This window comes from Rhodobacterales bacterium HKCCA1288 (genome assembly GCA_015693905.1).
Taxonomy (GTDB): domain Bacteria; phylum Pseudomonadota; class Alphaproteobacteria; order Rhodobacterales; family Rhodobacteraceae; genus M30B80.
The window spans coordinates 2,170,637-2,194,780 of the sequence record CP065161.1; the positions used below are offsets into that span (position 1 = coordinate 2,170,637).

Here is a 24,144-nt window from a genome sequence, read left to right on the forward strand (position 1 = left end):
GCCACCCCCTCCATCCAAGATCGTGAGATCAACCGTTCGCAGATGAAAGTCACCGATGAGGTGGCGGTTGAAATTCGCGATATGAACAAATGGTATGGTTCGTTCCATGTTTTGCGGGACATCAACCTTACTGTGAACCGCGGCGAACGTATCGTCATCTGTGGGCCATCTGGCTCGGGGAAATCTACGCTGATCCGCTGCATCAATGCATTGGAGGAGCATCAAAAGGGCTCCATCACTGTGGATGGCACATTGCTGTCAAATGACCTCAAGAACATTGACAAAATCCGTTCCGAGGTCGGGATGTGCTTTCAGCATTTCAACCTGTTTCCGCATTTGACCATTTTGGAAAACTGCACATTGGCCCCAATTTGGGTGCGCAAGACGCCCAAGAAAGAGGCCGAAGAAACGGCAATGTATTTCCTTGAGAAGGTGAAAATCCCCGATCAAGCGCATAAATATCCAGGGCAGCTGTCAGGGGGCCAGCAGCAGCGTGTGGCCATCGCGCGCAGCCTCTGTATGCGTCCGCGTATCATGCTGTTTGACGAACCGACATCGGCACTTGATCCTGAGATGATCAAGGAAGTTTTGGATACGATGATCCAATTGGCTGAAGAAGGTATGACCATGCTCTGTGTGACCCATGAGATGGGCTTTGCCCGTCAGGTTGCCAATCGCGTGATCTTTATGGATGCAGGCCAGATTGTTGAGCAAAACGAGCCTGAGCCGTTCTTCACCAACCCGCAAAATGACCGCACCAAGCTGTTCTTGAGCCAAATCTTGGGCCACTGATCCCGCTTAGGGCAAGTCACGCGGTGTGATAAAGGCGCGGGCAACCCCCGCGCCTATTTCTATGTTGGCCCAAGATGTTGCGTTAAAGTCCACGACCAAGGTCGCGGCTGTAGGGTAGCGGGTGAATTTCTCGTGTTGGGGCTGTGTCGCCACCAGAGAGCGCGCTAAGCTCCCAATACCAGGATTATGCCCGATGACGGCCAATGTGTGGCCCTCACTGGCCCTGATGACATTCAGCATATCAGGCGGCATCGCGAGATAGAGCGCGCGTGTATAAGAAACTTCGATTTCCGCACCGCTGAGGCATCGGGAAATCGCTGCCCATGTATCGACAGCACGGGTTGCGGTCGAGCAAAGCACATGATCAGGCCTATACCCCTGCGCCTCAAGCCATGTTCCAACGCGCGGTGCATCCTCTATTCCGCGGGCATTGAGGGGGCGGTCATGGTCATCCAACCCTGCATCGCCCCAATCTGATTTTGCATGGCGGATTAAGATCAACGTCAGGGTCATGGGTGAAAGCTCCGCATGTGGAAATGTGATTGCGCCTCAACGCGTCCAAAGTTTTGTGAGATCGGGCAGGCGCGCCGCGCCCTGCAGCCCTTGGTCATGCAATCTGCCCCCGCCATTGTGTTCAGATGGTCGTGGCATCGGATCGTATCATAGCCCGATCCGTCAAAGGCTGCGACAGGGCATGCGCTGCGGCAGGGTTGGTGCGTGCAGCTGTCGCATGGGCGGTCTTGGGCAGGCGCTTGAGGCATTGCATAGGGCAAGCCAAGTGCGCCGCGAAAGGAAACAAACAATCCCGATTGCGCATGGATGAGCAACCTTATTGGGCTAGGCCATACCGCACCTGTCGCCAAAGCCCATTGGTAAAATGGTGCATAGGGTGGGCCACCAAAGGGAAAATAGGCTTCCCCCCCAATCTCGCGGGCCCAGTCACCGATGACCCGCGCAGACCAGCGATCCATCGGGTCAGGGGCGCCATCACGATATTCGGAGCTGTCTTCAAACGCAGACCAAAAGCGAGGCTCATCTGGCCCCAAAAGCACCACGGTTTTTACCTCAGGGCCTAGGCCGTGACTGTCCTCTGGGGCAAAATGCCCCAAAATGCGAAGGTGCCGCGCATGCGCGCCTTGTGAAAGGTCGGTTAGGTTCATTCTTTAGCCTGCGCTGATTGCTCTGCGCTGCGCAAGCGAAACTAAGCGCGGATGATTGATCCTGCCCCGTGATCCGTGAACAATTCCAAAAGGCAGGCATTGGGCGCGCGCCCGTCCAAAATAACGGCGGCGCGCACGCCTGCGCGCACGGCTGACAGGGCCGTTTCGGTTTTGGGGATCATTCCGCCTGCGATGACCCCGCTTTCGGTCATGGCCTCAACATCGGCGGCGCTCAATTCGGTTACCACTTCGCCATCGGCATTTTTGACGCCCGACACATCAGTCAAAAGCAGCAGGCGATCTGCCTTCAGGGCGGCGGCAATAGCCCCCGCTGCCGTGTCGCCATTGATATTATAGCTGTGACCATCACGATCTGCACCAATGGGGGCAATCACAGGGATCATCTCGGCCTCAAAGAGTTGCCGGAGAAGGGTCGTGTCTACCTCGCTGGGTTCGCCGACAAAGCCAAGTTCGGGGTCGGCCATTGTGCAGGTGATCATCGAGGCATCTTTGCCCGACAGACCAACTGCGCGCCCGCCTTCGGCGTTGATCGCCTGCACGATCCGCTTATTGACCTGACCCGATAGAACCATTTCCACAACATCCATCGTGGCGGCATCCGTGACCCGCTTGCCGCGCGTGAAGGTGGAAGTCACGCCAAGCTTTTCAAGCATCTCATTGATCATTGGCCCGCCGCCATGCACCACCACAGGGTTCACCCCAACAGTGCGCATCAGCATCACATCGCGCGCGAATGAGGCCATCCCCTCATCCGATCCCATCGCATGACCGCCCAATTTGATCACCACTATCGCCCCGTGATAGCGCTGCAAGTAAGGCAGGGCTTCGTTCAAGGTGCGGGCGGTCGAGAGAAAATCACGCATTTTGGCTGTCTGCTTCTTCATCTTTGGCGTTCCAAACTGATCCCGCGCCATATTGGGCGCGCTCGATTACTTCCATAAGGCAGGAAGGCTTGGCTGTGAAGGTGGCTGTTCTCAAGCAAGCCCTGCGATCAAGGCCCGAAGGTTTTCAATACCCCAACCTTTTTCTGACGAGGTCATCAAGAGCTCGGGATAGGCGGCAGGGTGTTTTGACAGCGCCTTGCGCACTTGGGCCAAAATCTTATCGCGTTCAGCTTCTTTTACCTTGTCGGCTTTGGTCATCACGACCTGAAAGGTCACAGCTGATTGATCAAGCAGGGTCATGATCTCGTCATCAACCGCCTTGATCCCATGCCGTGTGTCGATAAGCACGAAAGCGCGGCGCAATGAGACGCGGCCTGACAGATAGGCTTTGAGCAATTTCTGCCATTTCTCGACCACCGCAACAGGCGCTTCTGCATAGCCATAGCCCGGCAAGTCGACCACATAATGGCTCTCGCCAAGTGTGAAGAAGTTGATCTCTTGTGTCCGTCCGGGTGTGTTTGAGGCCCGTGCCAAGTTTTTACGCCCAGTCAGCGCATTGATCAGCGAAGATTTCCCAACATTCGAGCGCCCAGCAAAGCATATTTCAAGCCGATCTGCTGGGGGCAGGCCATCCATGGCAACAACGCCTTTGACAAAATCTGCACCGCGCGCAAACAGCAGCCGCCCCTTCTCAAGGCTGATCTCATCGGCATCTTCGGCCAGCGGGAAAGGCAGGGCTGCACTCACCAGATAATCTCCACTTTATCCCCTTGGGCGATATGCCCCGCTTGGGTGGTTTCAGCGTATACGCCAAATTCGCTGTGATCCCAACCGCTTTGCAATATTTGCAGAGTTGGCACATCCCTTACCCCTGTGTCAGGATTTGCTTCAGTTGCACGACAACGGGTTATTGGTTCTACGATTTTTAGGCGGGCCTCGCCAATCACGAGGGTCGCCCCAATCAGGTCAAGCTCTTCCCAAGGGGCTAGACCCTCAAGCCAAAGATTCCCACGAAAGCGGCGCGGATCCAGTGGCATATCGGCCCGCGCCTCTAAGGCGCGCAGTGAGGCAAGATTTAGAATTGAGATCGAGGCAAAATTCGCATCGGTCATGCCTGATTTAGGCGCTGTGACCACCGCCATCGGGGCGGGTCGTTCGGGCGGATAAATTGCCCCTAGCCATGCAATCAAATCGCTGTGGTCGCCTTTTGGGTCGAATATGTGATCGGGCAAATCAGGGTGCGACAGGCGGATTGTGCCATTGTCCAAACAGCAAGCCGTGATGGCCATAAGCTGAGGGGCCTTTGCGCCGCGCAGGAAATTTCGGCAGGGCTGCCATTGCCCCTGCAAGGGGTCAGCCCCCGCTTCAATAACCGCATAGGCGCGATCAAGCGGCAAAGCGCAATCGGGGGCCATAAAGGCCCCCGAAATACGTTCTGCGCCAATACCCTTAATCGGGTGTCGCCATATTTGGTCGAGTGTGATGCTCACTTAGCGTTCTTTGCGCCGCCGCGTTTGAAACTTGCGCGGATATTGCCAAACAGATCGGGCTTATACCCTTGGTGACGCATGATCGTGTATTGCTGCGCAAAGGTCAGGGTGTTGTTCACGATCCAGTAAATCAACAAGCCTGTCGCGAAATGGCCCAACATGAACATAAAGATAAAGGGCAGCCACGCGAAAATCGCGGCCTGTGTTGGGTCAGTGGGCGCTGGATTCAGCTTTTGCTGCAACCACATCGAGATGCCCAAAAGGATGGGCAGAACCCCGATAAAGACCAGCGCAAGCATCGTGCCTGGCTCTGGCGCTGGCCATGGGAACAGGCCGAACAGGTTGAAGATCGAGGTTGTGTCAGGTGCTGACAGATCCCGAATCCAGCCAAAGAACGGTGCGTGGCGCAATTCTAGCGTCACGAAAATCACCTTATAGAGCGAGAAGAAAATCGGGATTTGCAGCAAAATCGGCAAGCAGCCCGAAGCGGGGTTCACCTTGTTCTTCTTATACAGCTCCATCATGCCTTTTTGCATGGCTTCGCGGTCATCACCTGCGCGCTCTTTCAGCTTCTCCATCTCTGGTTGAAGCTCTTTCATCCGCGCCATGGAGGCATAGGATTTATAGGCAAGCGGGAATAAGACAGCCTTGACGATGAAGGTCAGGGCGATAATCGCAAGACCCATATTGCCAATCATCACATTCAGATTGTGCAGCAGCCAGAACATCGGCTTGGTGATGAAATAGAACCAACCCCAGTCAATCGAGTCGAGAAAGCGATCAATCCCGCCTGCGTCCTGATAGTTGCGGATGGTTTCCCATTCCTTCGCCCCTGCAAAGAGCATGGTGGTGACTTCGGCCGTTGCCCCAGCAGCAACATCAACTGCGGGCATCCGCGCTTCTGTTTGATAGATGTCCGCCCCCGCCACGTGGCGCGTTGCGGCCACAAAGGGCTGACCCGCGCCGGGGATCAAGGTGGTCATCCAATATTTATCGGTAAAACCGATCCAGCCGTTTTCGGCAACATCCACCAATTCTGCCGCCGCGCCTTCGCTGGGCATGACATCGAATTCGGTGACTTTTTCATAACCGATCTCGTCCAAAGTGCCGTCTGCTTTACGAACAACACCTTCGTGAAGGATGAAGAAATTCTGCAAATCTGCGGGTAGGCCGTGGCGGGCCACGATACCGTAAGGGGCCAAGCGCACAGGCGCGCCCGTGGTGTTGCGCACAGATTGCGTCACAGAGAAAATGAAATTCTCATCGACTGAGATCACGCGATTGAAAATCAGGCCGTTGCCATTATCCCATTCAAGGGTAACGGGGGTCGTGGTCGTTAGGGTTTCGCCCTCGACCAAACGCCATTCGCTGTTGGGGCCAGGCACTTGGTCAAAATCAAGCGCGCCGCCGGGCGCCCATCCATAAAGGGCGTAATAGGCATTCGGGCCGCCAACTGGCGATAGAAGGCGCACGATATTTGCGTCTTCATCAATCGTTTCACGGTAGTTTTTCAGGGATAGGTCATCAATCCGCCCGCCCAAGAGTGAGATTGAGCCGAGCAATTCATCGGTTTCAATCGCCACGCGTGCCGAGGAGGATAAAGCCACGGCGCGTGTTTCTTCCGCACCGATCAGAACGGGGTCGCTTGACCCTGCGCTCGGCGGCAGAATGGCATCTGCGGGCGCGGTCGTATCGGATGCGACTGCCGCGTCCGTTTGCGTTACCTGTGGGTCTTCAGGGGGAAACAGAAGAAACCACACCAAAATGACGAGAAAGCTCAAGGCCGTGGCCAGGATCAGGTTCTTGTTCTGATCTTCCATGATCGCGCTATGCCCTATGATTTATTGACAGTCGGGTTCAATAGGCTAGCGGCGCAAAGGTCAAGGGGTTTGCGCCGAATATCGCGAGAACTGCGCCAATCTGGCCTAGTCTTGTCCCGTATTTTCGGCACGCCGCGTCAGGCCGATGAAATCAAATAATTCAGGGTCAAGCAGATGCGATGGGCGCGCATTCATTAAGGCCGAGAAAATCTTTTGCCGCCGCCCAGGTGCGCGGGCTTCCCACTCATCCAAGAGGCGTTTGATGGCTTGGCGTTGTAGCCCGTCTTGCGATCCGCACAGATCACAGGGAATGATGGGATAGTTCATCGCGCGGGCGAAGGTTTCACAATCCGCTTCGCTGACATGGGCCAGCGGACGATAGACAAAAAGATCCCCTTCATCATTCAAAAGCTTGGGTGGCATTGAGGCCAGTTTGCCGCCGTGAAACAGATTGAGGAAAAATGTTTCCAGAATGTCATCGCGGTGGTGGCCCAAAACAACGGCTGAACACCCTTCTTCGCGGGCAATGCGATATAAGTTGCCACGGCGCAATCGTGAACACAGCGCGCAATAGGTGCGGCCTTGCGGCACTTTATCCATCACAATTGAATAGGTGTCTTGATATTCAATCCGATGCGGCACGCCCATCTTTGTGAGAAACTCTGGCAATACCGTTGCAGGAAATCCAGGTTGGCCCTGATCTAAGTTGCAGGCCAAAATCTCTACGGGCAGCACGCCGCGCCACTGCAATTCGGTCAAGGCTGCCAAAAGCGTGTAACTGTCTTTGCCACCCGACAGACAGACCAACCATTTCGCGCCGCGCTCGATCATCCCGTAGCGGTCAATCGCCTCGCGAGTTTCACGGATGATCCGCTTGCGCAGTTTTTTAAATTCGGTGCTTGAGGGCGCGCCGTGAAAGAGCGGGTGGATATCCTCTGCATCGTCCAACATGGTGCGGCCTTCATCTTCACGCGGTTTTGATGTGCCTGCCATAGGCGAGGCAAGGCAGAAACGTCAAGTAAACTTGCTTTCTGCTCGTTTGCGCTAGCTTCGAAAATAGGCAGAAAAGGACGGGGCATCATGAAAAAATTGGCATTGGCGGCGCTTTTGATGTTGGCGGCCTGCACGGGCAAACCTGCGCTTGATGATCCAAATCTCAGCACCCGCGCCTTGAACCTAGAAGAATTTTTTCAAGGTGATCTTGTGGCCTATGGTCAGTTTCAGGATGTCTTGGGCGAGGTGCGCCGCCGCTTCGAGGTGAAGATCAACGGGACATGGGATGGAGAAACCCTGCGTTTGGTCGAAGATTTCGTTTATGAGGATGGCAGCACCGAACAGCGTATTTGGCTCTTGGAAAAGCTGGATGAACAACGATGGCAAGGAACGGCTGACGGGGTGATCGGCATCGCAACGGGCGAGGAGCGTGGAGATGTCTTTAATTGGGCCTACACGATTGACCTGCCAGTGGGGCAAGGTGAAACCCTGCGGGTCAGCTTTGATGACTGGATGTGGCTCTTGAGTGATGACCGATTGCTCAACCGTGCCTATATGAAGCGCTTTGGCGTGACCATCGGCGAGGTCATCATTTATTTCGAACGGGTTTGATCTCCGCCCTTGGGTGGCACTGGGTCGTAACCTGATCCGCCAAGAGGGTGGCAGCGTCCAATGCGGCGCAGCAAAAGATAGCTGCCTTTGATCGGCCCATGTCGCTCAAGCGCCTCAAGCGCATAGGCGCTGCAGGTTGGCTGATAGCGGCAGTTAAACCCTACCCATGGGCTGAAAATCAGCCGATAAGCCCGAATGGGCAAAGATAAGATCCATGCCAATATGCGCATCTACGCCCCCCGCTTTCGCGGCGCGTGGATGCGGGATAAGGCTGCGGCCAACTCTACCTGCATTTGCGCAAAAGGATGCAACAAGGTGACTTCGGGACGGCCCACCAACACATAGTCCCACCCCGCTTGCCCATGCAGGGCCAGTGTGTCGCGCGCAATTTCACGCAAGCGGCGCTTTGCGCGGTTACGCGCCACCGCATTGCCGATCTTTTTAGAGCAGGTATAGCCAACGCGGATCACCTTTGGATCCACGCCCTCAGCCGCATCGCGCTTGCGCGCCTGAAGCAAGAAGGCAGGCGCAGGCGCACGGGCCGCTTTGGCAGCCCGTAAGAAATCGGCACGTTTGCGCAAGGTTTCCATGATCCAAGCCCGATTTGGCGTTCAAATGCAAAAAGCCCCTGACGAAATCTCGGCAGGGGCGCGTTGAGGGTTGCCCCTCAAAGCCTGAGAAACGCTTATGCGCTCAGAGATTTGCGGCCACGCGCGCGGCGCGCGTTCAAAACCTTGCGGCCTGCTTTGGTCGCCATGCGTGCGCGGAAGCCATGACGGCGCTTGCGCACGAGGTTTGAAGGCTGAAAAGTCCGTTTTGACATCGGCTTGCTCCAGTTTGCTGGTCGGCGCGCGCCTACGCGCGCAAGTCACACGACCAAAAGAATCCGTATAAGGCCTGCGGCATACGCAAAGCAAAGCGGCGTGTCAATAAATGCGCGCGGTAAAATGCAACCTAACTCAAGTTTATTGTGATGGGCATAGAATCGCGCAACATATGCGCGGGGCGTTACAATTCCACAATAAAACAACTATCTATGTGGCTGAGGGTATGCGGGGAAGGTTTCGTGTTTAACACACTCTCGGGACGATTTTTGATTTTGACCCTGTGCTTTGTAATGTTGGCAGAGGTTTTGATCTTCGTGCCATCGGTGGCCCGATTCCGTGAGGGTTATCTTTTGTCGCGCCTTGAGAGGGCGCAAATTGCGTCACTGGCCCTTTTGGCGAATGATGGGATGGTTGATCCTGCGCTTGAGGATGAATTGCTGCGCAATGCAGATGTTTTAAACGTTGTGTTGCGGCGGGACGCGGTGCGGGAACTGGTGCTCGCTGCGCCGCAAATCCCACCTGTGGCCACCACCTATGATCTGCGCAATCCTCCATCCTTGGGTTTGATCCGCGATGCCATGATGCAGCTTTGGGATCAAACGGATCGCACAATCCGCGTGATTGGCGCGCCTGTGCGCGATGCGGGCCTTGAGATCGAGGTGACCATGCACAGCGCCCCCTTACGCGCCGCGATGGTCGAGTTTGGCCTGCGGATCCTTGCCCTGTCGGCGGTGATTTCTGCTTTCACGGCGGCGCTTTTATTTTTCTCTGTGCGGTATTTCCTTGTGACACCGATGAACCGCGTGGTCGGGCAGGTGCGCGCCTATGCGGATGCACCCGAAGATGCCCGCCGCATCATAACGCCAAGCGCGGGCTTGCATGAGTTGCGGGATGCCGAGGTCGCTTTGAACAAGATGCAGACCCAATTGACCGCCGCCCTGAAGCAGAAGGATCATCTTGCGCAGATGGGTGCGGCTGTGGCCAAAATCAGCCATGATTTGCGAAATATCCTGACCACAGCCAGTCTGATGGCAGATCGTTTGGAGGGCAGCGATGATCCTGCCGTGCAGCGCACCGCACCAAAGTTGCTGCAATCTTTGTCACGGGCGGTCAATCTTTGCGAAGGCACCTTGGCCTTTGGCCGTGCGCAAGAGCCACCACCTGCCTTGGCGCGGGTGGATGCCGCGGGGCTCCTGCGCGATGTGGTGGAAAGTGAATCGTTGGGGCCAGATGCAGAGGCGATTGAATTCGATGTCTCTGTTGAAACAGGTTTGACCCTGCGCTGTGATGCTGAACAGATTTTCCGCGTGTTGAGTAACCTTATCCGTAACGCAAGGCAGGCCATTGCAGCACAAGGGGGCGCAGGCGTGATCCGTATCTCGGCTCAAGCTGCGCCAAAGGAAGACGGGTGGGAAATTCGTATTCGCGACACGGGGCCGGGACTGCCAGAAAAGGCGCTAGAACATTTGTTCAAACCTTTCCAAGGCGGCGCGCGCAAAGGTGGCTCGGGTCTAGGACTTGCCATAGCGGCGGAATTGGTGCGCGGGCATGGGGGCGCGCTGACTTTAGAATGCAGTACCTCTGAGGGCACTGAATTTAGAATTTGGCTGCCCTCGCAACCTTTGGGGTGAATTCGCCCTTGCGCTGCGGTGACATGGGCGTTAAGAGCCACCTCCACGCGCTGGTAGCTCAGTTGGATAGAGTACTTGACTACGAATCAAGGGGTCGGGGGTTCGAATCCTCCCCAGCGCGCCATTTCCCTTACATTGTAGATTTGTTTGTCCGTGGTGCCTCGCCTCTGCGTTTGAGTTTCAGTGGCATGACGCCAGTAGAGCTTTGGCTTAGGTTGTGAGTTCTGCGACAGGAATAAAGGGAAAGAATGTCCCGCAAGACCAAACGCCAAACCAGTCTGCGCCGCCCGTGTTATGCGCCACACCAAGATCGACAAGCCGATAAAAGCTCTTGCGATCGATAAGTGCCTCAAGGCCGCGGCGCACCATAACGTAAGGCGAAGGTTCCCCATCTGCGCTGCGGGTGAGGCGAATGGGGCTTTGGGCGCTGGCGCTGACGGTGTCGCCCACATTGGTCGTGAATTGCACCTCCTGCGCCGCGCCCTCGCCTGTCACGATAAAATCCTGCGCTACGAACGGGGCATCTTCGACCCTGATCCCCACCTTTTCTACGGGGGTCACGAGGAAATATTTATCCCCCTCCCGTTTCAGAATCGTAGAAAACAGGCGCACCATGCGCGGTCGCCCAATCGGGGTGCCGTTGTAAAACCATGTCCCGTCACGCCGAATTTCCATGTCGATATCGCCGCAAAAAGGTGGGTTCCATTGATCAACAGGGGGCAGTTTGCCTTGCTTTTGCGCATTGGTCGCGGCGGCCAATAGGGATTCAGGCGTCATGGTCACGATGTTTTGTCTCCTATGGGCTTTTGCCATTTGTGGTCGGCGCCATAGTTAGATTTACTAGCGAACAGGTTACGACCCCAACATAATCATTATGCGGAGCATTTCTATGGCTGAGCTTGAAAACCTGACATCCGAGATTGATCGGCTTGGTGCGCAGCTTGGTCAGGCGCGGGCAGAAATTTCCAAACGCATTATCGGTCAAGATCAAGTGGTCAGTTTGGCCCTGGCGGCGATGTTGTCAAACGGCCATGCCCTGCTGATGGGGTTGCCTGGTTTGGGGAAAACACGGCTTGTCGACACAATGGCCCAAGTCATGGGTCTGCGTGCCAATCGGGTGCAATTTACCCCGGACCTGATGCCCGCCGATATTCTAGGGTCTGAAGTTTTGGATACAGGCCCCGATGGGCAGCGCAGCTTTCGCTTTTTGGAGGGGCCTGTATTTTGTCAGCTGTTGATGGCCGATGAGATCAATCGCGCCAGCCCGCGCACGCAAAGCGCCCTTCTGCAAGCGATGCAGGAGCGAGAGGTCACAATCGCAGGTGCTGCACGCCCATTGCCCGCCCCATTTTTGGTTCTGGCCACGCAGAACCCGATTGAACAAGAGGGCACATATCCATTGCCTGAGGCGCAGCTTGATCGCTTTTTGTTGCGCATTGATGTGACCTATCCTGATCGCGCGGCGGAGCGGGACATATTGATTGCGACAACGGGCCCAAGTGAGGCGGCAACAGCCCAAGTTTTTACCGAAGCCGATTTGATTGCGGCACAAAATTTGGTGCGCCACATGCCCGTAGGGGATCGGATTTGTGACATGATCCTTGATCTGGTGCGCGGATGTCGCCCTGACCCTGCGGCTGATCCCGCGCGGATCGCGGCGCATTTGGCTTGGGGTGCGGGGCCGCGTGCTGCGCAGGCCTTGATGGTTTCGGTGCGCGCACGGGCGTTGATGGAGGGGCGATATGCGCCTTCTGTCGAGGATATTCGCGCTATGGCCCCCGCTGTTTTGATCCACCGCATGGCGCTTGGTTTTGCTGCGCGGGCCGAAGGCCATGATCTGGCCGCTCTCTTAGCCCGCGAAATTGATCTTGTTTTGAATCGCGCAGCCTAAATGCCCCCACGCGCCTTGCATAGTGATCCAAACGATCTCATGCGCCTCCGCGCTGATGCGGCTGCCCATGCCGCACGTTTGCCCGCGTTGTTGGTTGCGGCAGAGCATTTGGCGTCCAGCCTGCATTTGGGGGATCATGGCCGCCGCCGCGCAGGCGGGGGGGATGAGTTTTGGCAATATCGACATGTCCAAGCAGGGGACAGCGCCACAGCGATTGATTGGCGCAGGTCGGGGCGAGGGGATGGATATTACGCCCGCCAAACCGAATGGCAGGCCGCGCAAAGCCTGCTGATATGGTCTGACCCTGCAGCCTCTATGCGGTATAGTTCTCTTTCTGATCCAATGGCGCAAAAACGGATGCGCGCGGATGTGATTGCGTTGGCCTTGGCCGAATTGGTGTTGCGCGCGGGTGAGCGGGTCGGGTGGTTAAATAGCCAGACCCCGCCGCGTGCAGGGGTCACGCAGCGCGAAGCTTTGGCGCGCGATTTGCTTGCCCCAAAATCAGGCACGGTCATGGCGCAGAGCATACCCAAAGGCGCAAAGATCGTGATCCTGTCCGATTTTCTGCGGGGGACGGATGAATTGGCCATGGTTCTGCGCAAGGCGACCGAGGCGCGCGCGCGCGGGGTCATTCTTCATCTTATGGATCCCGCTGAAATGGCCTTCCCTTTTGCGGGGCGTGTTTTGTTCCAAGATCATCACGCAGGGCCCGAGTTCGAGACGCAAGCGGCAGATGCATTGCGCCATGAGTATCAAGCGCGGTTAGACGCCCATCGTGCCAATCTGATGACCGAGGCACAGCGCCATGGATGGCCCTTCTTCACTCATGTAACCGACCACCCTGCCAGTGTGGCGTTGATGTCTATCTATCAGGCTTTGTCAGAGGCGCGGCAATGATTGGGGCGCTTGGATTTTCGGCGGCATGGGTCTTGGCGGCTTTGGCGGTGTTGCCCGCCCTTTGGTGGCTGTTGCGCGTTGTGCCGCCGCAGCCAAGGCGCGTTTACTTCCCCGCGCTGATCTTTTTGCTGGGATTGACCGATAAAGAAAATGACAGTGCCAAAACCCCGTGGTGGCTGTTGATGCTACGCCTTATGGCGGCAGGGTTTTTAATCTTGGCATTGTCTGGCCCCGTGGTGAACCCGCCTCCGTCTGAGGGGGATGAAACGCCACAAGCCCCTTTGGTGATTTTGCGCGATGGGGGTTGGGCAAGCGCGCTTGATTGGTCTGCAGAACAACAGGCCATCGAGGCGAATTTGCGCGCCGCCATCCGCGATGGGCGTGCTGCTGTCGTCATTAGCCTGACCGAGCAGCCTCAGGCTTCGCTTGAGGCGCTGCTGACCTCTGGGGATGAGCAAATCACGCGGTTGTCTGCGATGCGTCCCGCACCCTTCGCGCCCGATTATGCCGCATGGTCAGACTGGTTCGCAGAGCAATCCATCCCCTTTGACGGGCTTTGGTTTTCGGACGGCTTGGCGCATGGCAGTGAACGCGCGGGCTTAGCTGAGCTTTTGGCGGCGCGGGCGGCGCGGCTGCGCGTGATCGAAACGGGTGACAATCTTTTGCGAATGGTCGCCCTTGCCCCGCTTGAGCAAGGCGGGGCTGGTGTCACACTCAGGCTCTTGCGCGCAGAATGGCCCGCGTTGCCAACGGCGCGTTATCGCGTGCAAGGGTTTGGGCCCGATCCATCAGGCGTGCCGCGCGTGTTGGTTGAGGCTGAAGCGGTCTTTGAAGAGGGGGCTGTAGAGGCCAACCTTGCCCTTACCCTGCCGCCCGAATTGCGCAATCGCCTGACCCGCTTTGAGGTGGCGGGACAGCCGCAGGCGGCTGCGCGTTTATTGATTGATGACAGTCTCGCACGGCGCGAGATCGGGTTGGTCGCGACAAATGCTCCTCAGGAGGGGCAGGCCTTGCTTTCCCCCTTTCATTATCTGCGCGAGGCGCTGGCCCCGAATGTCGATCTTATCGAGGGCGGTTTGGCCGAGATTTTGCCCGCAAACCCCGATGTGATCATTTTGGTTGATGTGACCCGTTTGCCTGAAACAGAACAATCCGATTTGACGGCATGGGTGGAACAAGGCGGTCTGTTACTGCGCTTTGCTGGGCCACGAATGGCCGCATTGTCACCCGCTGAGATGCAAGCCGATGCACTGATGCCCGTGCAACTGCGCCAAGGTGGGCGTGCTTTGGGCGGGGCGATGTCATGGGCCGATCCGCGCAAGCTTGACCCTTTCCCAGAGACATCCCCCTTTTTTGGCCTTGCCATTCCTGATGAGGTTACGGTCAGCCAACAGGTTTTGGCGCAGCCAGGCCCAGATTTGGCGGCGCGCAGTTTGGCCGCCTTGGAAGATGGCACGCCATTGGTCACGCAAATGACACGGGGCGCAGGGCGTGTCGTCTTGTTCCATGTGACCGCTAATGCAGAATGGTCAAACCTGCCTCTGTCGGGTCTGTTTGTGCAGATGTTGGAACGGCTCTCTGTCTCTACCCGCCCGATCAGCGCCGAGGGCAAAGATTACACAGGGCTTAGCTTTGTTTCCGCGCAAGTGTTGGACGGGTTTGGTGCGCTTTATGATTCGCAGGGCGAAATCACAGTTGCAGGTGAAGATTTGCAAAGCGGGGCGCTATCGGCCGATATGCCGCCAGGCCTGTATCAGACCACTACGGGTCGCGTGGCGCTAAATGTGATTAAATCTGCGCAGGATCTGACCGTGGCAGATTGGCCTGAAAATGTGTCGGTCATACGGGGGCTGGGCGCCCCACCAACGCCCCTTGCGCCTTGGTTGTTCCTGTTGGCGCTGATTGCGCTTGCCGCAGATATGATTGGCAGCTTGGCTGTTACGGGGCGGCTGCCTGTGCGGGCCAAAGCCGCGCTTTTTGTGGTGGTCTTGATTGCACCCTTCGCACCCAGTGACGCGCAAACCCTAACGCCCGAAGACATGTTTGGCTTGATGGCTACCGAAGATTTGCGCTTGGCTTATGTCCTTACCGGCGATGATGCGGTGGACGAGATTTCGCGCGCAGGGCTTCAGGGTTTGTCCGATACGCTTTGGGCGCGCACCACGATTGAGCCGAGCCCACCCGTAGGCGTGGATTTGACGCGCGATGAGTTGGCGTTTTTCCCGCTCCTATATTGGCCCGTGACAGAAAGTCAAAACCGCCCTTCTGATGATGTTTATCAGCGCCTCAATGCCTATTTGCGCGGTGGGGGCATGATTGTTTTCGATACAAGAGATGGGGATCTTGGTGGCATTGGTGGCGCAACGCCCGCTGCACGCCGTTTGCAGGATTTGGCGCAGGGTTTGGACATTCCGCCCCTCGCGCCAATCCCAGAGGATCATGTTTTGACCCGCGCCTTCTATTTATTGGCTGATTTCCCAGGGCGCTATACATCGCGCGATATTTGGGTCGAGGCGGCCCCACCCGAACCTGACCCTGCCGAGGGTATGCCCTTTCGCGCGCTCAACGATGGGGTGAGCCCCGTCATTATTGGTGGCAATGACTGGGCTGCGGCATGGGCGGTTGATGGGGCAGGTCGCCCACTCTTGCCCATTGGGCGCGGATATGCCGGTGAACGGCAACGCGAAATTGCGCTGCGGTTTGGGGTCAATCTTGTGATGCATGTCTTGTCAGGAAATTACAAATCCGACCAAGTCCATGTGCCAGCCTTGCTGCAAAGATTGGGGAATTAAGGGATGGGTATGATGATCCTATTCGATCCTTATCTCCCTCCCATGGTCGTGGCTGTTGTGGCGGCTGTGTTGTTGGTGATCACGGGCTATGCTGCACTGCGCGGCCTGCGCGGGTGGCCCTATCGTGCCCTTGCGGCGATGGTTGCACTTGTGGCGCTGATGCGCCCAATCTGGCAGGAGGAAACCCGCGCCCCTCTGGCCGATATCGCCCTCGTGGTGGTGGATCAATCGGCATCGCAAAGCTTGGCTGATCGCCCCGCCCAAACCGAAGCCGCGCTTGTCGCCCTTGTCGCAGAATTAGAGACAAAAGGGGTCGAGGTTGAACTGCGCTATGTGGCCGATGCGGATGGCAATCAAGGGACGCAGCTTTTGTCTGCCTTAAGCGGGCTTGCCGCGGAATTGCCCCAAGAGCGCATTGCTGGCGCATTTTTGCTGACAGATGGGCAAGTACATGATCTGGACGCAATGCCCACAGGGATTGGCCCCGTTCACGCGCTGATCACGGGGCAGGCAGATGATTGGGATCGCGCCCTTCAAATTGAAACGGCCCCCGCCTATGGCATTTTGGGCGAAGATGTAAAAATCGCATTGCGTGTCAGTGATTTCGGCCCCCTCCCTGATGGGGTGGATGCGCGCCAGACCGAGGTGATTTATTCGATTGACGGGAACGAGCCACAACGCGCCTTTGTGCCCGTTGGGCAGCCGCTCGAATTAACATTGAACCTCGCCCATGCAGGGCGGAACGTTGTGCGCTTTGAGGTGCCTGTGCAGGCGGGGGAATTAACCCCGCGCAACAATGTCGCTTATGCGCAGGTCAATGGGGTGCGAGATCGTTTGTCGGTGTTGCTTGTCTCAGGCGAGCCACATATGGGCCAACGGACATGGCGCAATTTGTTGAAATCTGACCCTGCGGTGGATTTGGTGCATTTTACCATTCTGCGCCCCCCTGAAAAGCGCGACAATGTTCCTGTGTCGGAATTGTCCTTGATTGCCTTTCCCACGCGTGAGCTGTTCATGGATCAAATTGATGATTTCGATTTGATCATCTTTGATCGGTATCAACGGCGCGGGATATTGCCCCTGATCTATCTTGAAAATGTGGCGCGCTATGTCCGCGATGGCGGCGCGGTTTTGGTGGCGGCAGGCCCAGATTTTGCGGGGGCAGGGTCGCTGTATCGCTCACCTTTGGCCGATATTTTGCCCGCCGAACCGACCGCGCGCGTGTTTGAAGAACCATATGTGCCGCATCTTTCCCGCCTTGGTGCGCGTCACCCTGTGACGCGGGGTCTTGAGGCGGCGCATTTACCCATTGCAGGATCAGATCAGCCATGGGGGCGGTGGTTCCGGCAAGTTGAGGTTGCCCCAAATGCGGGCGATGTCGTGCTTGAGGGGGTAGGTGATGCGCCGCTTTTGATCCTTGATCGCGTGGGTGAGGGCCGTGTCGCGCTCTTGGCCTCGGATCATGCATGGCTGTGGGATCGGGGATACGAGGGCGGCGGCCCACAATTAGAGCTTTTGCGCCGTCTGGCCCATTGGATGATGAAAGAGCCAGATCTTGAGGAGGAGGCGCTAAGCGCCGAAGCCGATGGTCGCGAGATGCGCATTACCCGTCAAACTATGGGGGCGGGTGTTGCCTCAGTCATTGTGACAGCGCCAGATGGGGAAGACATCACCGTGCCATTGCGTGAGGCGGCCGAAGGCATGTTTGAAGGCAGCTATCTTGCCCCCGAAGATGGGCTTTACCGCGTAAGCGATCCAAATGCGGCAGATTTGTCAGATATCGTTGTGGGCATTGGCCCTGCCAACCCGCGCGAATTTAACGAGGTTATAGCGACAGGCGATCTTCTTCGTCCTCACCTAGAGGCAACGGGCGGGGCGGTGTTTTTCCTCCGCGATGCTCTGCCTGATCTGCGTCTTGTGCCCGAAGGGCGCGGTGCAGTGGGGCGCGGTTGGATGGGGATTTATACCCGTGACGCCTTTGTCACTGAGGATGTGCGCGCCCGACCGCTTGTTCCTGTTTGGGTGTATCTGATCGCAGGTTTGGCTGCGCTTGCCGCCGCATGGCTGCGCGAAGGGCGCTTTAGAAGGGCTTGAAGACCACCACGATCAAAACGGCGATGGCGCCAAACACGCTGACCTCGTTAAAGACCCGCAGGTAAAAATCGCTTTCGCGGAATTCGCCCTTTAGGGCGCGCAGGATCAAGCGACCCGTCCACGCGTAATGCACGCCAAGCAGACTGACGAGGCCCAGTTTCACCCAGACCCAAGGCGCGAAATTCCAAAACCACCCAAGCCATAGCCCAGTGGCAATCGCAATGACACCAAGCCCTAGCGAAAAGCGGTAAATACGAATCGTCAGATCGCCTGTTGGGCCAAATTCACCAAGCCGCGCATATTCCCGTTTCCAAAAGATAATGGCGCGGGGGACGGCAAAAATACCTGTCATCCAGCCCATGACGCAAAGAATATGTATGACTTTGACCCAATCCATGCTGCCTTGCTGCCTGTTTTGTTATGTCTCGTCTATGGGCAATTCGGTCGCGCATGGCTTTTGCTTGCGCAATCCTTCAAATTGGTCTAGAAATCTTACCAATACCGCAGGGAGGGCTGATTATGGAAATGCCAAAACCAAACCCCGCCATTTTGGCCAAGCGCACGCGGATCATTTCGCGGTTGCGCGATGTGCTGCCCCATGATGCGGTTATTGATGATCCGCATGAAACGCGGGCCTATGAATGTGACGCTTTGACGGCCTATCGCTGCCCGCCTTTGGCGGCGGTGTTGCCCCAGTCCACGGCTGAAGTCTCTGAGGTGCTGCGCATTTGCCACGAGGAGTGTGTGCCCGTTGTTCCGCGTGGTTCTGGCACCTCGCTTGCGGGCGGGGCCTTGCCTACGGCCGATAGCGTCATTTTGGGGGTGGCGCGCCTGACACAGGTGTTGGAAACCGATTACGATAATCGATTCATCCGTGTGCAGACAGGGCGCACCAATCTCAGCGTGACGGGCGCTGTTGAGGCGAATGATTTTTTCTACGCCCCCGATCCATCAAGCCAATTGGCCTGCGCGATTGCGGGGAATATCGGAATGAATTCTGGCGGTGCGCATTGCCTGAAATATGGGGTGACGACCAATAACTTATTGGGCGTCACGATGGTGATGATGGATGGCACAGTCGTTGAGATTGGTGGCGCGCATTTGGATGCGGGCGGCCTTGATCTTTTGGGCGTGATTTGCGGCAGCGAAGGACAGCTTGGCGTAGTCACGGAGGCCACTTTGCGTATCCTCCGCAAACCCGAAGGTGCGCGCCCCGTATTGATGGGATTCGACAGCAATGAGGTCGCAGGGGAATGCGTCTCGGATATTATCAAGGCGGGCGTTCTGCCTGTGGCAATCGAATTCATGGATCGACCCTGTATCGAGGCGACCGAGGCCTTTGCCAAGGCGGGCTACCCGATGTGCGAGGCCTTGTTGATTGTCGAGGTTGAAGGATCTGAAGCGGAAATCCGCGAACAACTTGATGTGATCCTCGACATTGCCAAGCGCCACAATCCCGTGGAATTGCGCGAGGCGGCAGATGCCGATCAGGCTGCACGCATTTGGTTGGGCCGAAAATCCGCCTTCGGTGCGATGGGTCAGATCAATGATTATATGTGCCTTGACGGCACGATCCCCGTCTCAAGCTTGCCTTACGTTCTGCGCCGCATCGGCGAGATGAGCAAGGAATACGGACTTGGTGTTGCCAATGTCTTTCATGCAGGGGATGGCAATATGCACCCGTTGATCCTGTTTGATGCCAACAAACCAGGCGATCTGGAACTGTGCGAGGCTTTTGGCGCGGATATCCTCAAGCTCTGTGTTGAGGTGGGCGGTTGTCTGACGGGCGAACATGGGGTGGGCATTGAAAAGCGTGATTTAATGCTGACGCAGTATACCCCAACAGACCTCGAGGCGCAGCTTTGGGTGAAGGATGTGTTCGACCCCAAATGGCTCTTGAACCCTGCAAAGGTGTTTCCGCTTTCGGTCACTGAATCCCGCCGCGATCACGCTGCCTAAGCGAAATTTCATCCCCCGATCTCGCTCTTGGGGGCCTACCTTATGAAAGGGGCGTTGCGCTATGTTGCAACCGAAATCCGAGGCTGAATTGGCCGATTGTCTCGCCGCAGCAAAACATCCCATGGCGATCCGTGGTGCTGGCACCCGCCCGATTGGCCGCGCGGTTGCGGGCGAAGTTTTGTCAACGGCGGCTTTGACGGGGATCACGCTTTACGAGCCGGGTGCGCTGACCTTGGTTGCGCAAGCTGGCACGCCCTTGGCCGAAATTGAGGCCGTGCTTCATGCCGAGAACCAGCGCCTGCCCTTCGAGCCGATGGATCATCGCGCGCTTCTGGGCACAGATGGCACGCCCACAATCGGTGGGGTGGTTGCTGGCAATGTTTCGGGGCCGCGCCGCATTCAAGCGGGCGCCGCGCGTGACAGCTTGATCGGCGTGCGTTTTGTTGATGGGGCGGGAACCGTCATCAAGAATGGCGGTCGCGTGATGAAAAACGTTACGGGCTATGATCTCGTGAAACTGATGGCAGGCAGTTACGGCACGCTTGGGGTTCTGTCCGAAGTCTCCTTCAAGCTTCTTCCTGAAGTCGAAACCTGCGCCTGCCTGATCCTTGAGGGGCTGTCGGATCAGTCCGCCGTGGCTGCGCTGTCGCGTGCCCTAGCCTCGCCCTATGAGGTGACAGGGGCCGCGCATGCCGCCAATCGTGGTGGCAGGTCACGCACCATGCTGCGTCTCGAAGGCTTTGCCAAAAGCGTGGCCTATCGCACAGATGCCCTACGCGCCGTTCTTGCCGAGTTCGGGGAAGTGGAGGTGATATCTGATCCCGATCTGGTGCGCCAGATGTGGAAAGATCAACGCGATGTGACCGCGTTTGCGGGGCAAACGGGCGATGTCTGGCGCATCTCGTGCAAACCCAGTGACGGGCCTGCAATCGGCGCGAAAATCAAGGGCGAAGTGATCTATGACTGGGGCGGCGGTCTCATTTGGGCCTTGGTTGGCGAAGGGCATGATCTGCGCAAGACCCTTGGTGCATTTGGTGGCCATGCCACGCTGATCCGTGCATCTGAGGCCACGCATGCGCGCATCCCGACCTTCCACCTTGAGCCTGCGCCTTTGGCGGCGCTGTCAGATGGGTTGCGCCGCAAATTCGACCCAAAAGGAATATTGAACACAGGGCTGATGGCCACGGCCATGCCCGCCGCATAAGGAAGGGCGTGTTTCGCCATGCAGACGACATTCACCCCAGAACAGCTTGCTGATCCCGCCACTGCGCGCTCGAACGAGATTTTGCGCGCCTGTGTCCATTGCGGATTTTGCACGGCCACTTGCCCAACCTATCAAGTGTTGGGCGATGAATTGGACAGTCCGCGTGGGCGGATTTACCTGATCAAGGATATGCTTGAATCTGGGCGTCCAGCAGACGCAAAGACCGTCAAACATATTGACCGCTGTTTGTCCTGTTTGGCCTGCATGACCACCTGCCCTTCGGGGGTGCATTACATGCATTTGGTCGACCACGCCCGCGCCCATATTGAGCGCACCTATAAGCGCCCCTTTATGGATCGTGTTCTGCGCTTTGCCTTGGCGAAAATTCTGCCCTATCCGACACGGTTTCGCCTTGCACTTTTGGGGGCGAAGATTGGGCGGCCTTTTGCCTTTTTGATGCCCGATGCGCGGCTCAAGGCGATGTTGAACATGGTGCCTGCGCAAATCCCGCCCGTTAGTCGCAATGATGATGCACAAAGTTTTGCGCCGCATGGCGCGCGCAAAATGCGGGTTGCTTTGATGACGGGATGCGCACAACGGGCGCTGAATACGGATATCAACGATGCCACAATTCGCCTGTTGCGCCGTTTGGGCTGCGAGGTGGTTGTGGCCGAAGGTGCAGGCTGCTGTGGGGCCTTGACCCATCACATGGGCCGCGAGACGGAATCGCATGGCTTTGCGGCAGCCAATATCAAAGCATGGATGCGCGAGGCGCGCGGCGCAGGTTTGGACGCGATTGTGATCAACACGTCTGGCTGTGGAACCACAGTCAAGGATTACGGACATATGTTCCGCAATGATCCTTTGGCGGAAGATGCTGCAACGATATCAGGTCTTGCGATGGATATTTCGGAGCTTCTGCAAAAGTTGGACTTGTCTGCCGCCAAAGCCCCTGAAGATTTGAACGTGGCCTATCATGCGGCCTGTTCGCTGCAACATGGGCAAAAGGTGAAAACTGCGCCGAAGGATTTGCTCAGAGCCGCGGGGTTCACGGTGCTGGAACCTGCCGACAGTCACCTATGCTGTGGATCGGCAGGCACATATAACCTGATGCAACCTGAAATCTCGGGCAAGCTCAAGGCGCGCAAAATCCGCACGCTTGAGGCCCTGCAGCCCGATGTGATTGCTGCGGGCAATATCGGCTGCATGATGCAAATTGGGTCAGGCACAGGGCATCCTGTGGTGCATACGGTCGAGTTGCTGGATTGGGCCACAGGTGGGCCGAAACCGCCTGCGATATCGCGCGCACCGCAGGAAATGCCTGTGCCAATCTTGCGCTAAATCCCTGTTTCAAGGGTCTTGAAACGCGAACAGCTGCTTCCAATATCAGAACGGTCGGTGCCGCCAAGCGGGCCGACCTGAACCTTTGTTGGCGTGTCTCATGATGTAGAGCGCCACGAAAACCTTGGTATCGCTTCTGATGGAGGATGTCCTATGCGAAACTACGACCTAACCCCCCTATACCGCGCCACTGTCGGCTTTGATCGAATGGCCGATTTGTTAGACAGCCTGCTGACGCAGGAAACGGGCGCGAACAGCTATCCCCCCTATAATATCGAAAAAACCGATGAGAATACCTATCGCATCTCAATCGCTGTTGCGGGTTTTTCAGAGGCTGAATTGCGTGTTGAGCAACGCGAGACGGAACTGGTCATCGCGGCCCGCAAAGAGAAAGACGACACCGCCCGCACCTATTTGCATCGTGGCATTGCGACCCGCGCTTTTGAGAAGCGGTTCCAATTGGCCGATCATGTGCGCGTGACCCAAGCAAGCCATGAGAACGGCATGTTGCATGTCGATCTCTTGCGTGAGGTGCCAGAGGCAAAAAAACCGCGTCAGATTGCAATCACATCTGGCAAGGCATCCAAACAAACACCTGCACTTGAAGTGACAGATATAGAGGTCTGAGACAGACCTTCAGACACCCCTGCGCGTGCGCCCTCCCTCGCGCGCGCAGGCGGTGATCGGTGGCAGGACTGGGCGTGGCCCTAGAACCATTGCCCTGGTTCCATCAGCCCCAAATCCATCAATTGCTGACTAGACCATTGGAACCGCTTTGAGCGGTGCCAGCGAAAATCCCCGATATCATAGCGAGACCCTGCATTGCTGCGCAGTGCTTTGGCCACGCGAAACGAACAGATGGTTGCGGTGATGGAATGGTGCCATTGGCACGCAAAAGTGTTCATTTCCTCGTCACTGAGACGATGATCTTCGAACATTTGCAGCCCTTCCTTCGCCCGAAAGAACCCGATCCGATCAATGCGCCGCCGTTCTTTGGGAACATGTTCCTCAAAGCGCCAGCGTAAACCGCCAAAAAAATCATGTTGGCGATCCTTAGCGCGGCCCGTTTCATCACGGCGCGCATCGGCAAAATACCCTGCACTGTCGAGCATGGCATGATCTAGGTTCACGGCATTTGGTGCGATGTTCAGGTCTTGTGCGTAGAGATCAATCACATAGGTCAGCGCGCAGTCGCGGCGTTCTTCCGCGATAAAGGCTGCCATTTCTCCCACAGTGCGATCCTCGCAGAACGGGTAAAAGAAATATTCAGCGTTATAGCAGTAATGAACCCATTCATTTGGCACGAGAGGGATCAGCGCATTCACAAGACTGGCAGCGGCATCTGCGCGGCGGGTTTGCGCGCGAATAATCGAAACAGTGTTTGGGGCGTGCCCCTCTGTCTCGGGGGTAATGTCCAAACCAGTGGGGGCTGCGATGAACACATGGCGAAACCCCAATTGCATCAAATGAGACAGTGTCGAGGCCAATTCAACCCGATCCTCTGCAATCAAAATTGCAAAAGGCCCCTTGCCAAACCCGCCCCGCGGCAGGCGGCGAAATTCGGCCAAAGATGCATAGTCTTTGATCTGCATATGCGGTTTATTCCGACCAATTCTGAAATTTTTGTAACCCAACCCCAATTTGCGGGGCTTTGTGGTCTATTGCAATGGGTCACATGCGTTGATGTGCGCCCGCTCTTGGGCTAAATGACCCTGTGCTGCGATCTGCGAAAAAGG

General features: G+C 56.8%; 24 protein-coding genes and 1 tRNA gene. 12 read left to right on the forward strand and 13 right to left on the reverse strand.

Features of this window, described 5'->3' with window-relative positions:
- Positions 1-42: 42 nt before the first annotated feature.
- Entirely contained in the window at positions 43-792 is a 750-nt protein-coding gene (locus tag I3V23_10680) for an amino acid ABC transporter ATP-binding protein (protein ID QPI86792.1), read from the forward strand.
- Between the two features lie 6 nt (positions 793-798).
- Here the strand turns inward: I3V23_10680 and I3V23_10685 are convergent, their stop codons facing one another.
- The 7 genes from I3V23_10685 to ttcA all read right to left on the reverse strand — a co-directional run bounded on the left by I3V23_10685 (position 799) and on the right by ttcA (position 7,118).
- Positions 799-1,305 carry a histidine phosphatase family protein gene (locus tag I3V23_10685; GenBank protein ID QPI85034.1) on the reverse strand — a complete coding sequence of 169 codons (507 nt, stop codon included), beginning with the start codon at positions 1,303-1,305 and terminating at the stop codon, positions 799-801.
- On the reverse strand, positions 1,302-1,904 hold the full coding sequence (locus tag I3V23_10690) for a ferredoxin (protein ID QPI86793.1): 603 nt from the start codon (positions 1,902-1,904) through the stop codon (positions 1,302-1,304). The genes I3V23_10685 and I3V23_10690 overlap by 4 nt, the downstream gene beginning before the upstream one ends.
- Before the next feature lie 89 nt (positions 1,905-1,993).
- On the reverse strand, positions 1,994-2,857 hold the full coding sequence (gene argB, locus I3V23_10695; protein QPI85035.1) for an acetylglutamate kinase: 864 nt from the start codon (positions 2,855-2,857) through the stop codon (positions 1,994-1,996).
- A gap of 90 nt (positions 2,858-2,947) precedes the next feature.
- Positions 2,948-3,604, reverse strand: coding sequence for a YihA family ribosome biogenesis GTP-binding protein (locus I3V23_10700; protein ID QPI85036.1), 657 nt, complete (start codon positions 3,602-3,604; stop codon positions 2,948-2,950).
- The gene (locus I3V23_10705) at positions 3,601-4,347 is read right to left on the reverse strand and encodes an MOSC domain-containing protein (GenBank protein QPI85037.1); all 747 of its coding nucleotides are present in this window, start codon (positions 4,345-4,347) and stop codon (positions 3,601-3,603) included. Before I3V23_10705 ends, I3V23_10700 begins: the two co-directional genes overlap by 4 nt.
- Positions 4,344-6,167, reverse strand: a complete 1,824-nt coding sequence (yidC, locus tag I3V23_10710; GenBank protein QPI85038.1) for a membrane protein insertase YidC — start codon at positions 6,165-6,167, stop codon at positions 4,344-4,346. The genes I3V23_10705 and yidC overlap by 4 nt, the downstream gene beginning before the upstream one ends.
- Before the next feature lie 105 nt (positions 6,168-6,272).
- The gene (gene ttcA / locus I3V23_10715) at positions 6,273-7,118 is read right to left on the reverse strand and encodes a tRNA 2-thiocytidine(32) synthetase TtcA (GenBank protein ID QPI86794.1); all 846 of its coding nucleotides are present in this window, start codon (positions 7,116-7,118) and stop codon (positions 6,273-6,275) included.
- A 129-nt stretch (positions 7,119-7,247) separates the two neighbouring features.
- Here ttcA and I3V23_10720 point away from each other — a divergent pair, with 129 nt between their 5' ends.
- Positions 7,248-7,772, forward strand: a complete 525-nt coding sequence (locus I3V23_10720) for a DUF3833 domain-containing protein (GenBank protein QPI85039.1) — start codon at positions 7,248-7,250, stop codon at positions 7,770-7,772.
- Here I3V23_10720 and yidD read toward each other — a convergent pair.
- The 3 genes from yidD to rpmH all read right to left on the reverse strand — a co-directional run bounded on the left by yidD (position 7,754) and on the right by rpmH (position 8,595).
- Positions 7,754-8,002, reverse strand: a complete 249-nt coding sequence (yidD, locus tag I3V23_10725; protein ID QPI85040.1) for a membrane protein insertion efficiency factor YidD — start codon at positions 8,000-8,002, stop codon at positions 7,754-7,756. The two genes, I3V23_10720 and yidD, sit on opposite strands and share 19 nt — an antisense overlap.
- Positions 8,003-8,362 (reverse strand): ribonuclease P protein component, encoded by a 360-nt coding sequence (gene rnpA, locus I3V23_10730; protein QPI85041.1) that lies wholly within the window; start codon positions 8,360-8,362, stop codon positions 8,003-8,005.
- A 95-nt stretch (positions 8,363-8,457) separates the two neighbouring features.
- Positions 8,458-8,595 (reverse strand): 50S ribosomal protein L34, encoded by a 138-nt coding sequence (rpmH, locus tag I3V23_10735; GenBank protein QPI85042.1) that lies wholly within the window; start codon positions 8,593-8,595, stop codon positions 8,458-8,460.
- Between the two features lie 243 nt (positions 8,596-8,838).
- Between rpmH and I3V23_10740 the strand changes: the two genes are divergently transcribed.
- Both I3V23_10740 and I3V23_10745 read left to right on the forward strand, forming a co-directional pair.
- A complete protein-coding gene (locus tag I3V23_10740) occupies positions 8,839-10,230 on the forward strand; it encodes a HAMP domain-containing histidine kinase (GenBank protein QPI85043.1) in 1,392 nt (463 codons plus the stop codon).
- A 47-nt stretch (positions 10,231-10,277) separates the two neighbouring features.
- Positions 10,278-10,354 (forward strand) — tRNA-Arg (locus I3V23_10745).
- Positions 10,355-10,440: 86 nt separating this feature from the next.
- Here I3V23_10745 and I3V23_10750 read toward each other — a convergent pair.
- Entirely contained in the window at positions 10,441-11,043 is a 603-nt protein-coding gene (locus I3V23_10750) for a DUF1285 domain-containing protein (GenBank protein ID QPI85044.1), read from the reverse strand.
- Between the two features lie 76 nt (positions 11,044-11,119).
- Between I3V23_10750 and I3V23_10755 the strand changes: the two genes are divergently transcribed.
- The 4 genes from I3V23_10755 to I3V23_10770 are packed head-to-tail and all read left to right on the forward strand — an operon-like array spanning position 11,120 to position 17,904.
- Positions 11,120-12,121: a MoxR family ATPase gene (locus I3V23_10755; GenBank protein QPI85045.1), complete on the forward strand. Its 1,002-nt coding sequence runs from the start codon at positions 11,120-11,122 to the stop codon at positions 12,119-12,121.
- The gene (locus I3V23_10760; GenBank protein ID QPI85046.1) at positions 12,122-13,018 is read left to right on the forward strand and encodes a DUF58 domain-containing protein; all 897 of its coding nucleotides are present in this window, start codon (positions 12,122-12,124) and stop codon (positions 13,016-13,018) included. It abuts the gene before it with no gap.
- Positions 13,015-15,810, forward strand: coding sequence for a DUF4159 domain-containing protein (locus I3V23_10765; GenBank protein ID QPI85047.1), 2,796 nt, complete (start codon positions 13,015-13,017; stop codon positions 15,808-15,810). Before I3V23_10760 ends, I3V23_10765 begins: the two co-directional genes overlap by 4 nt.
- Before the next feature lie 3 nt (positions 15,811-15,813).
- Positions 15,814-17,904 (forward strand): hypothetical protein, encoded by a 2,091-nt coding sequence (locus I3V23_10770; protein ID QPI85048.1) that lies wholly within the window; start codon positions 15,814-15,816, stop codon positions 17,902-17,904.
- Here I3V23_10770 and I3V23_10775 read toward each other — a convergent pair.
- On the reverse strand, positions 17,891-18,301 hold the full coding sequence (locus I3V23_10775; GenBank protein ID QPI85049.1) for a CopD family protein: 411 nt from the start codon (positions 18,299-18,301) through the stop codon (positions 17,891-17,893). The two genes, I3V23_10770 and I3V23_10775, sit on opposite strands and share 14 nt — an antisense overlap.
- A gap of 122 nt (positions 18,302-18,423) precedes the next feature.
- Here I3V23_10775 and I3V23_10780 point away from each other — a divergent pair, with 122 nt between their 5' ends.
- The 4 genes from I3V23_10780 to I3V23_10795 all read left to right on the forward strand — a co-directional run bounded on the left by I3V23_10780 (position 18,424) and on the right by I3V23_10795 (position 23,035).
- Positions 18,424-19,863 (forward strand): FAD-binding protein, encoded by a 1,440-nt coding sequence (locus I3V23_10780; GenBank protein QPI85050.1) that lies wholly within the window; start codon positions 18,424-18,426, stop codon positions 19,861-19,863.
- Between the two features lie 64 nt (positions 19,864-19,927).
- Complete coding sequence (locus I3V23_10785; protein ID QPI86795.1) at positions 19,928-21,067, forward strand: FAD-binding protein; 1,140 nt, start codon at positions 19,928-19,930, stop codon at positions 21,065-21,067.
- Positions 21,068-21,085: 18 nt separating this feature from the next.
- Complete coding sequence (glcF, locus tag I3V23_10790) at positions 21,086-22,408, forward strand: glycolate oxidase subunit GlcF (protein ID QPI85051.1); 1,323 nt, start codon at positions 21,086-21,088, stop codon at positions 22,406-22,408.
- 153 nt (positions 22,409-22,561) lie between these two features.
- On the forward strand, positions 22,562-23,035 hold the full coding sequence (locus I3V23_10795) for an Hsp20 family protein (protein ID QPI85052.1): 474 nt from the start codon (positions 22,562-22,564) through the stop codon (positions 23,033-23,035).
- An 80-nt stretch (positions 23,036-23,115) separates the two neighbouring features.
- On the opposite strand, the gene I3V23_10800 is transcribed toward I3V23_10795, so the two are convergent.
- Positions 23,116-23,976, reverse strand: a complete 861-nt coding sequence (locus tag I3V23_10800; GenBank protein QPI86796.1) for a hypothetical protein — start codon at positions 23,974-23,976, stop codon at positions 23,116-23,118.
- Between the last annotated feature and the right edge of the window lie 168 nt (positions 23,977-24,144).

Excerpts from the sequence above, each read along its gene's own strand:
- I3V23_10680 (QPI86792.1), top strand. The coding sequence starts at position 43 with ATGAAAGTCACCGATGAGGTGGCGGTTGAAATTCGCGATATGAACAAA.
- I3V23_10795 (QPI85052.1), top strand. The coding sequence starts at position 22,562 with ATGCGAAACTACGACCTAACCCCCCTATACCGCGCCACTGTCGGCTTT.
- yidC (QPI85038.1), bottom strand. The coding sequence starts at position 6,167 with ATGGAAGATCAGAACAAGAACCTGATCCTGGCCACGGCCTTGAGCTTT.
- I3V23_10720 (QPI85039.1), top strand. The coding sequence starts at position 7,248 with ATGAAAAAATTGGCATTGGCGGCGCTTTTGATGTTGGCGGCCTGCACG.
- rnpA (QPI85041.1), bottom strand. The coding sequence starts at position 8,362 with ATGGAAACCTTGCGCAAACGTGCCGATTTCTTACGGGCTGCCAAAGCG.
- I3V23_10770 (QPI85048.1), top strand. The coding sequence starts at position 15,814 with ATGGGTATGATGATCCTATTCGATCCTTATCTCCCTCCCATGGTCGTG.
- yidD (QPI85040.1), bottom strand. The coding sequence starts at position 8,002 with ATGCGCATATTGGCATGGATCTTATCTTTGCCCATTCGGGCTTATCGG.
- I3V23_10775 (QPI85049.1), bottom strand. The coding sequence starts at position 18,301 with ATGGATTGGGTCAAAGTCATACATATTCTTTGCGTCATGGGCTGGATG.
- I3V23_10765 (QPI85047.1), top strand. The coding sequence starts at position 13,015 with ATGATTGGGGCGCTTGGATTTTCGGCGGCATGGGTCTTGGCGGCTTTG.
- I3V23_10760 (QPI85046.1), top strand. The coding sequence starts at position 12,122 with ATGCCCCCACGCGCCTTGCATAGTGATCCAAACGATCTCATGCGCCTC.
- glcF (QPI85051.1), top strand. The coding sequence starts at position 21,086 with ATGCAGACGACATTCACCCCAGAACAGCTTGCTGATCCCGCCACTGCG.
- argB (QPI85035.1), bottom strand. The coding sequence starts at position 2,857 with ATGAAGAAGCAGACAGCCAAAATGCGTGATTTTCTCTCGACCGCCCGC.
- rpmH (QPI85042.1), bottom strand. The coding sequence starts at position 8,595 with ATGTCAAAACGGACTTTTCAGCCTTCAAACCTCGTGCGCAAGCGCCGT.
- I3V23_10685 (QPI85034.1), bottom strand. The coding sequence starts at position 1,305 with ATGACCCTGACGTTGATCTTAATCCGCCATGCAAAATCAGATTGGGGC.
- I3V23_10780 (QPI85050.1), top strand. The coding sequence starts at position 18,424 with ATGGAAATGCCAAAACCAAACCCCGCCATTTTGGCCAAGCGCACGCGG.
- ttcA (QPI86794.1), bottom strand. The coding sequence starts at position 7,118 with ATGTTGGACGATGCAGAGGATATCCACCCGCTCTTTCACGGCGCGCCC.
- I3V23_10750 (QPI85044.1), bottom strand. The coding sequence starts at position 11,043 with ATGGCAAAAGCCCATAGGAGACAAAACATCGTGACCATGACGCCTGAA.
- I3V23_10755 (QPI85045.1), top strand. The coding sequence starts at position 11,120 with ATGGCTGAGCTTGAAAACCTGACATCCGAGATTGATCGGCTTGGTGCG.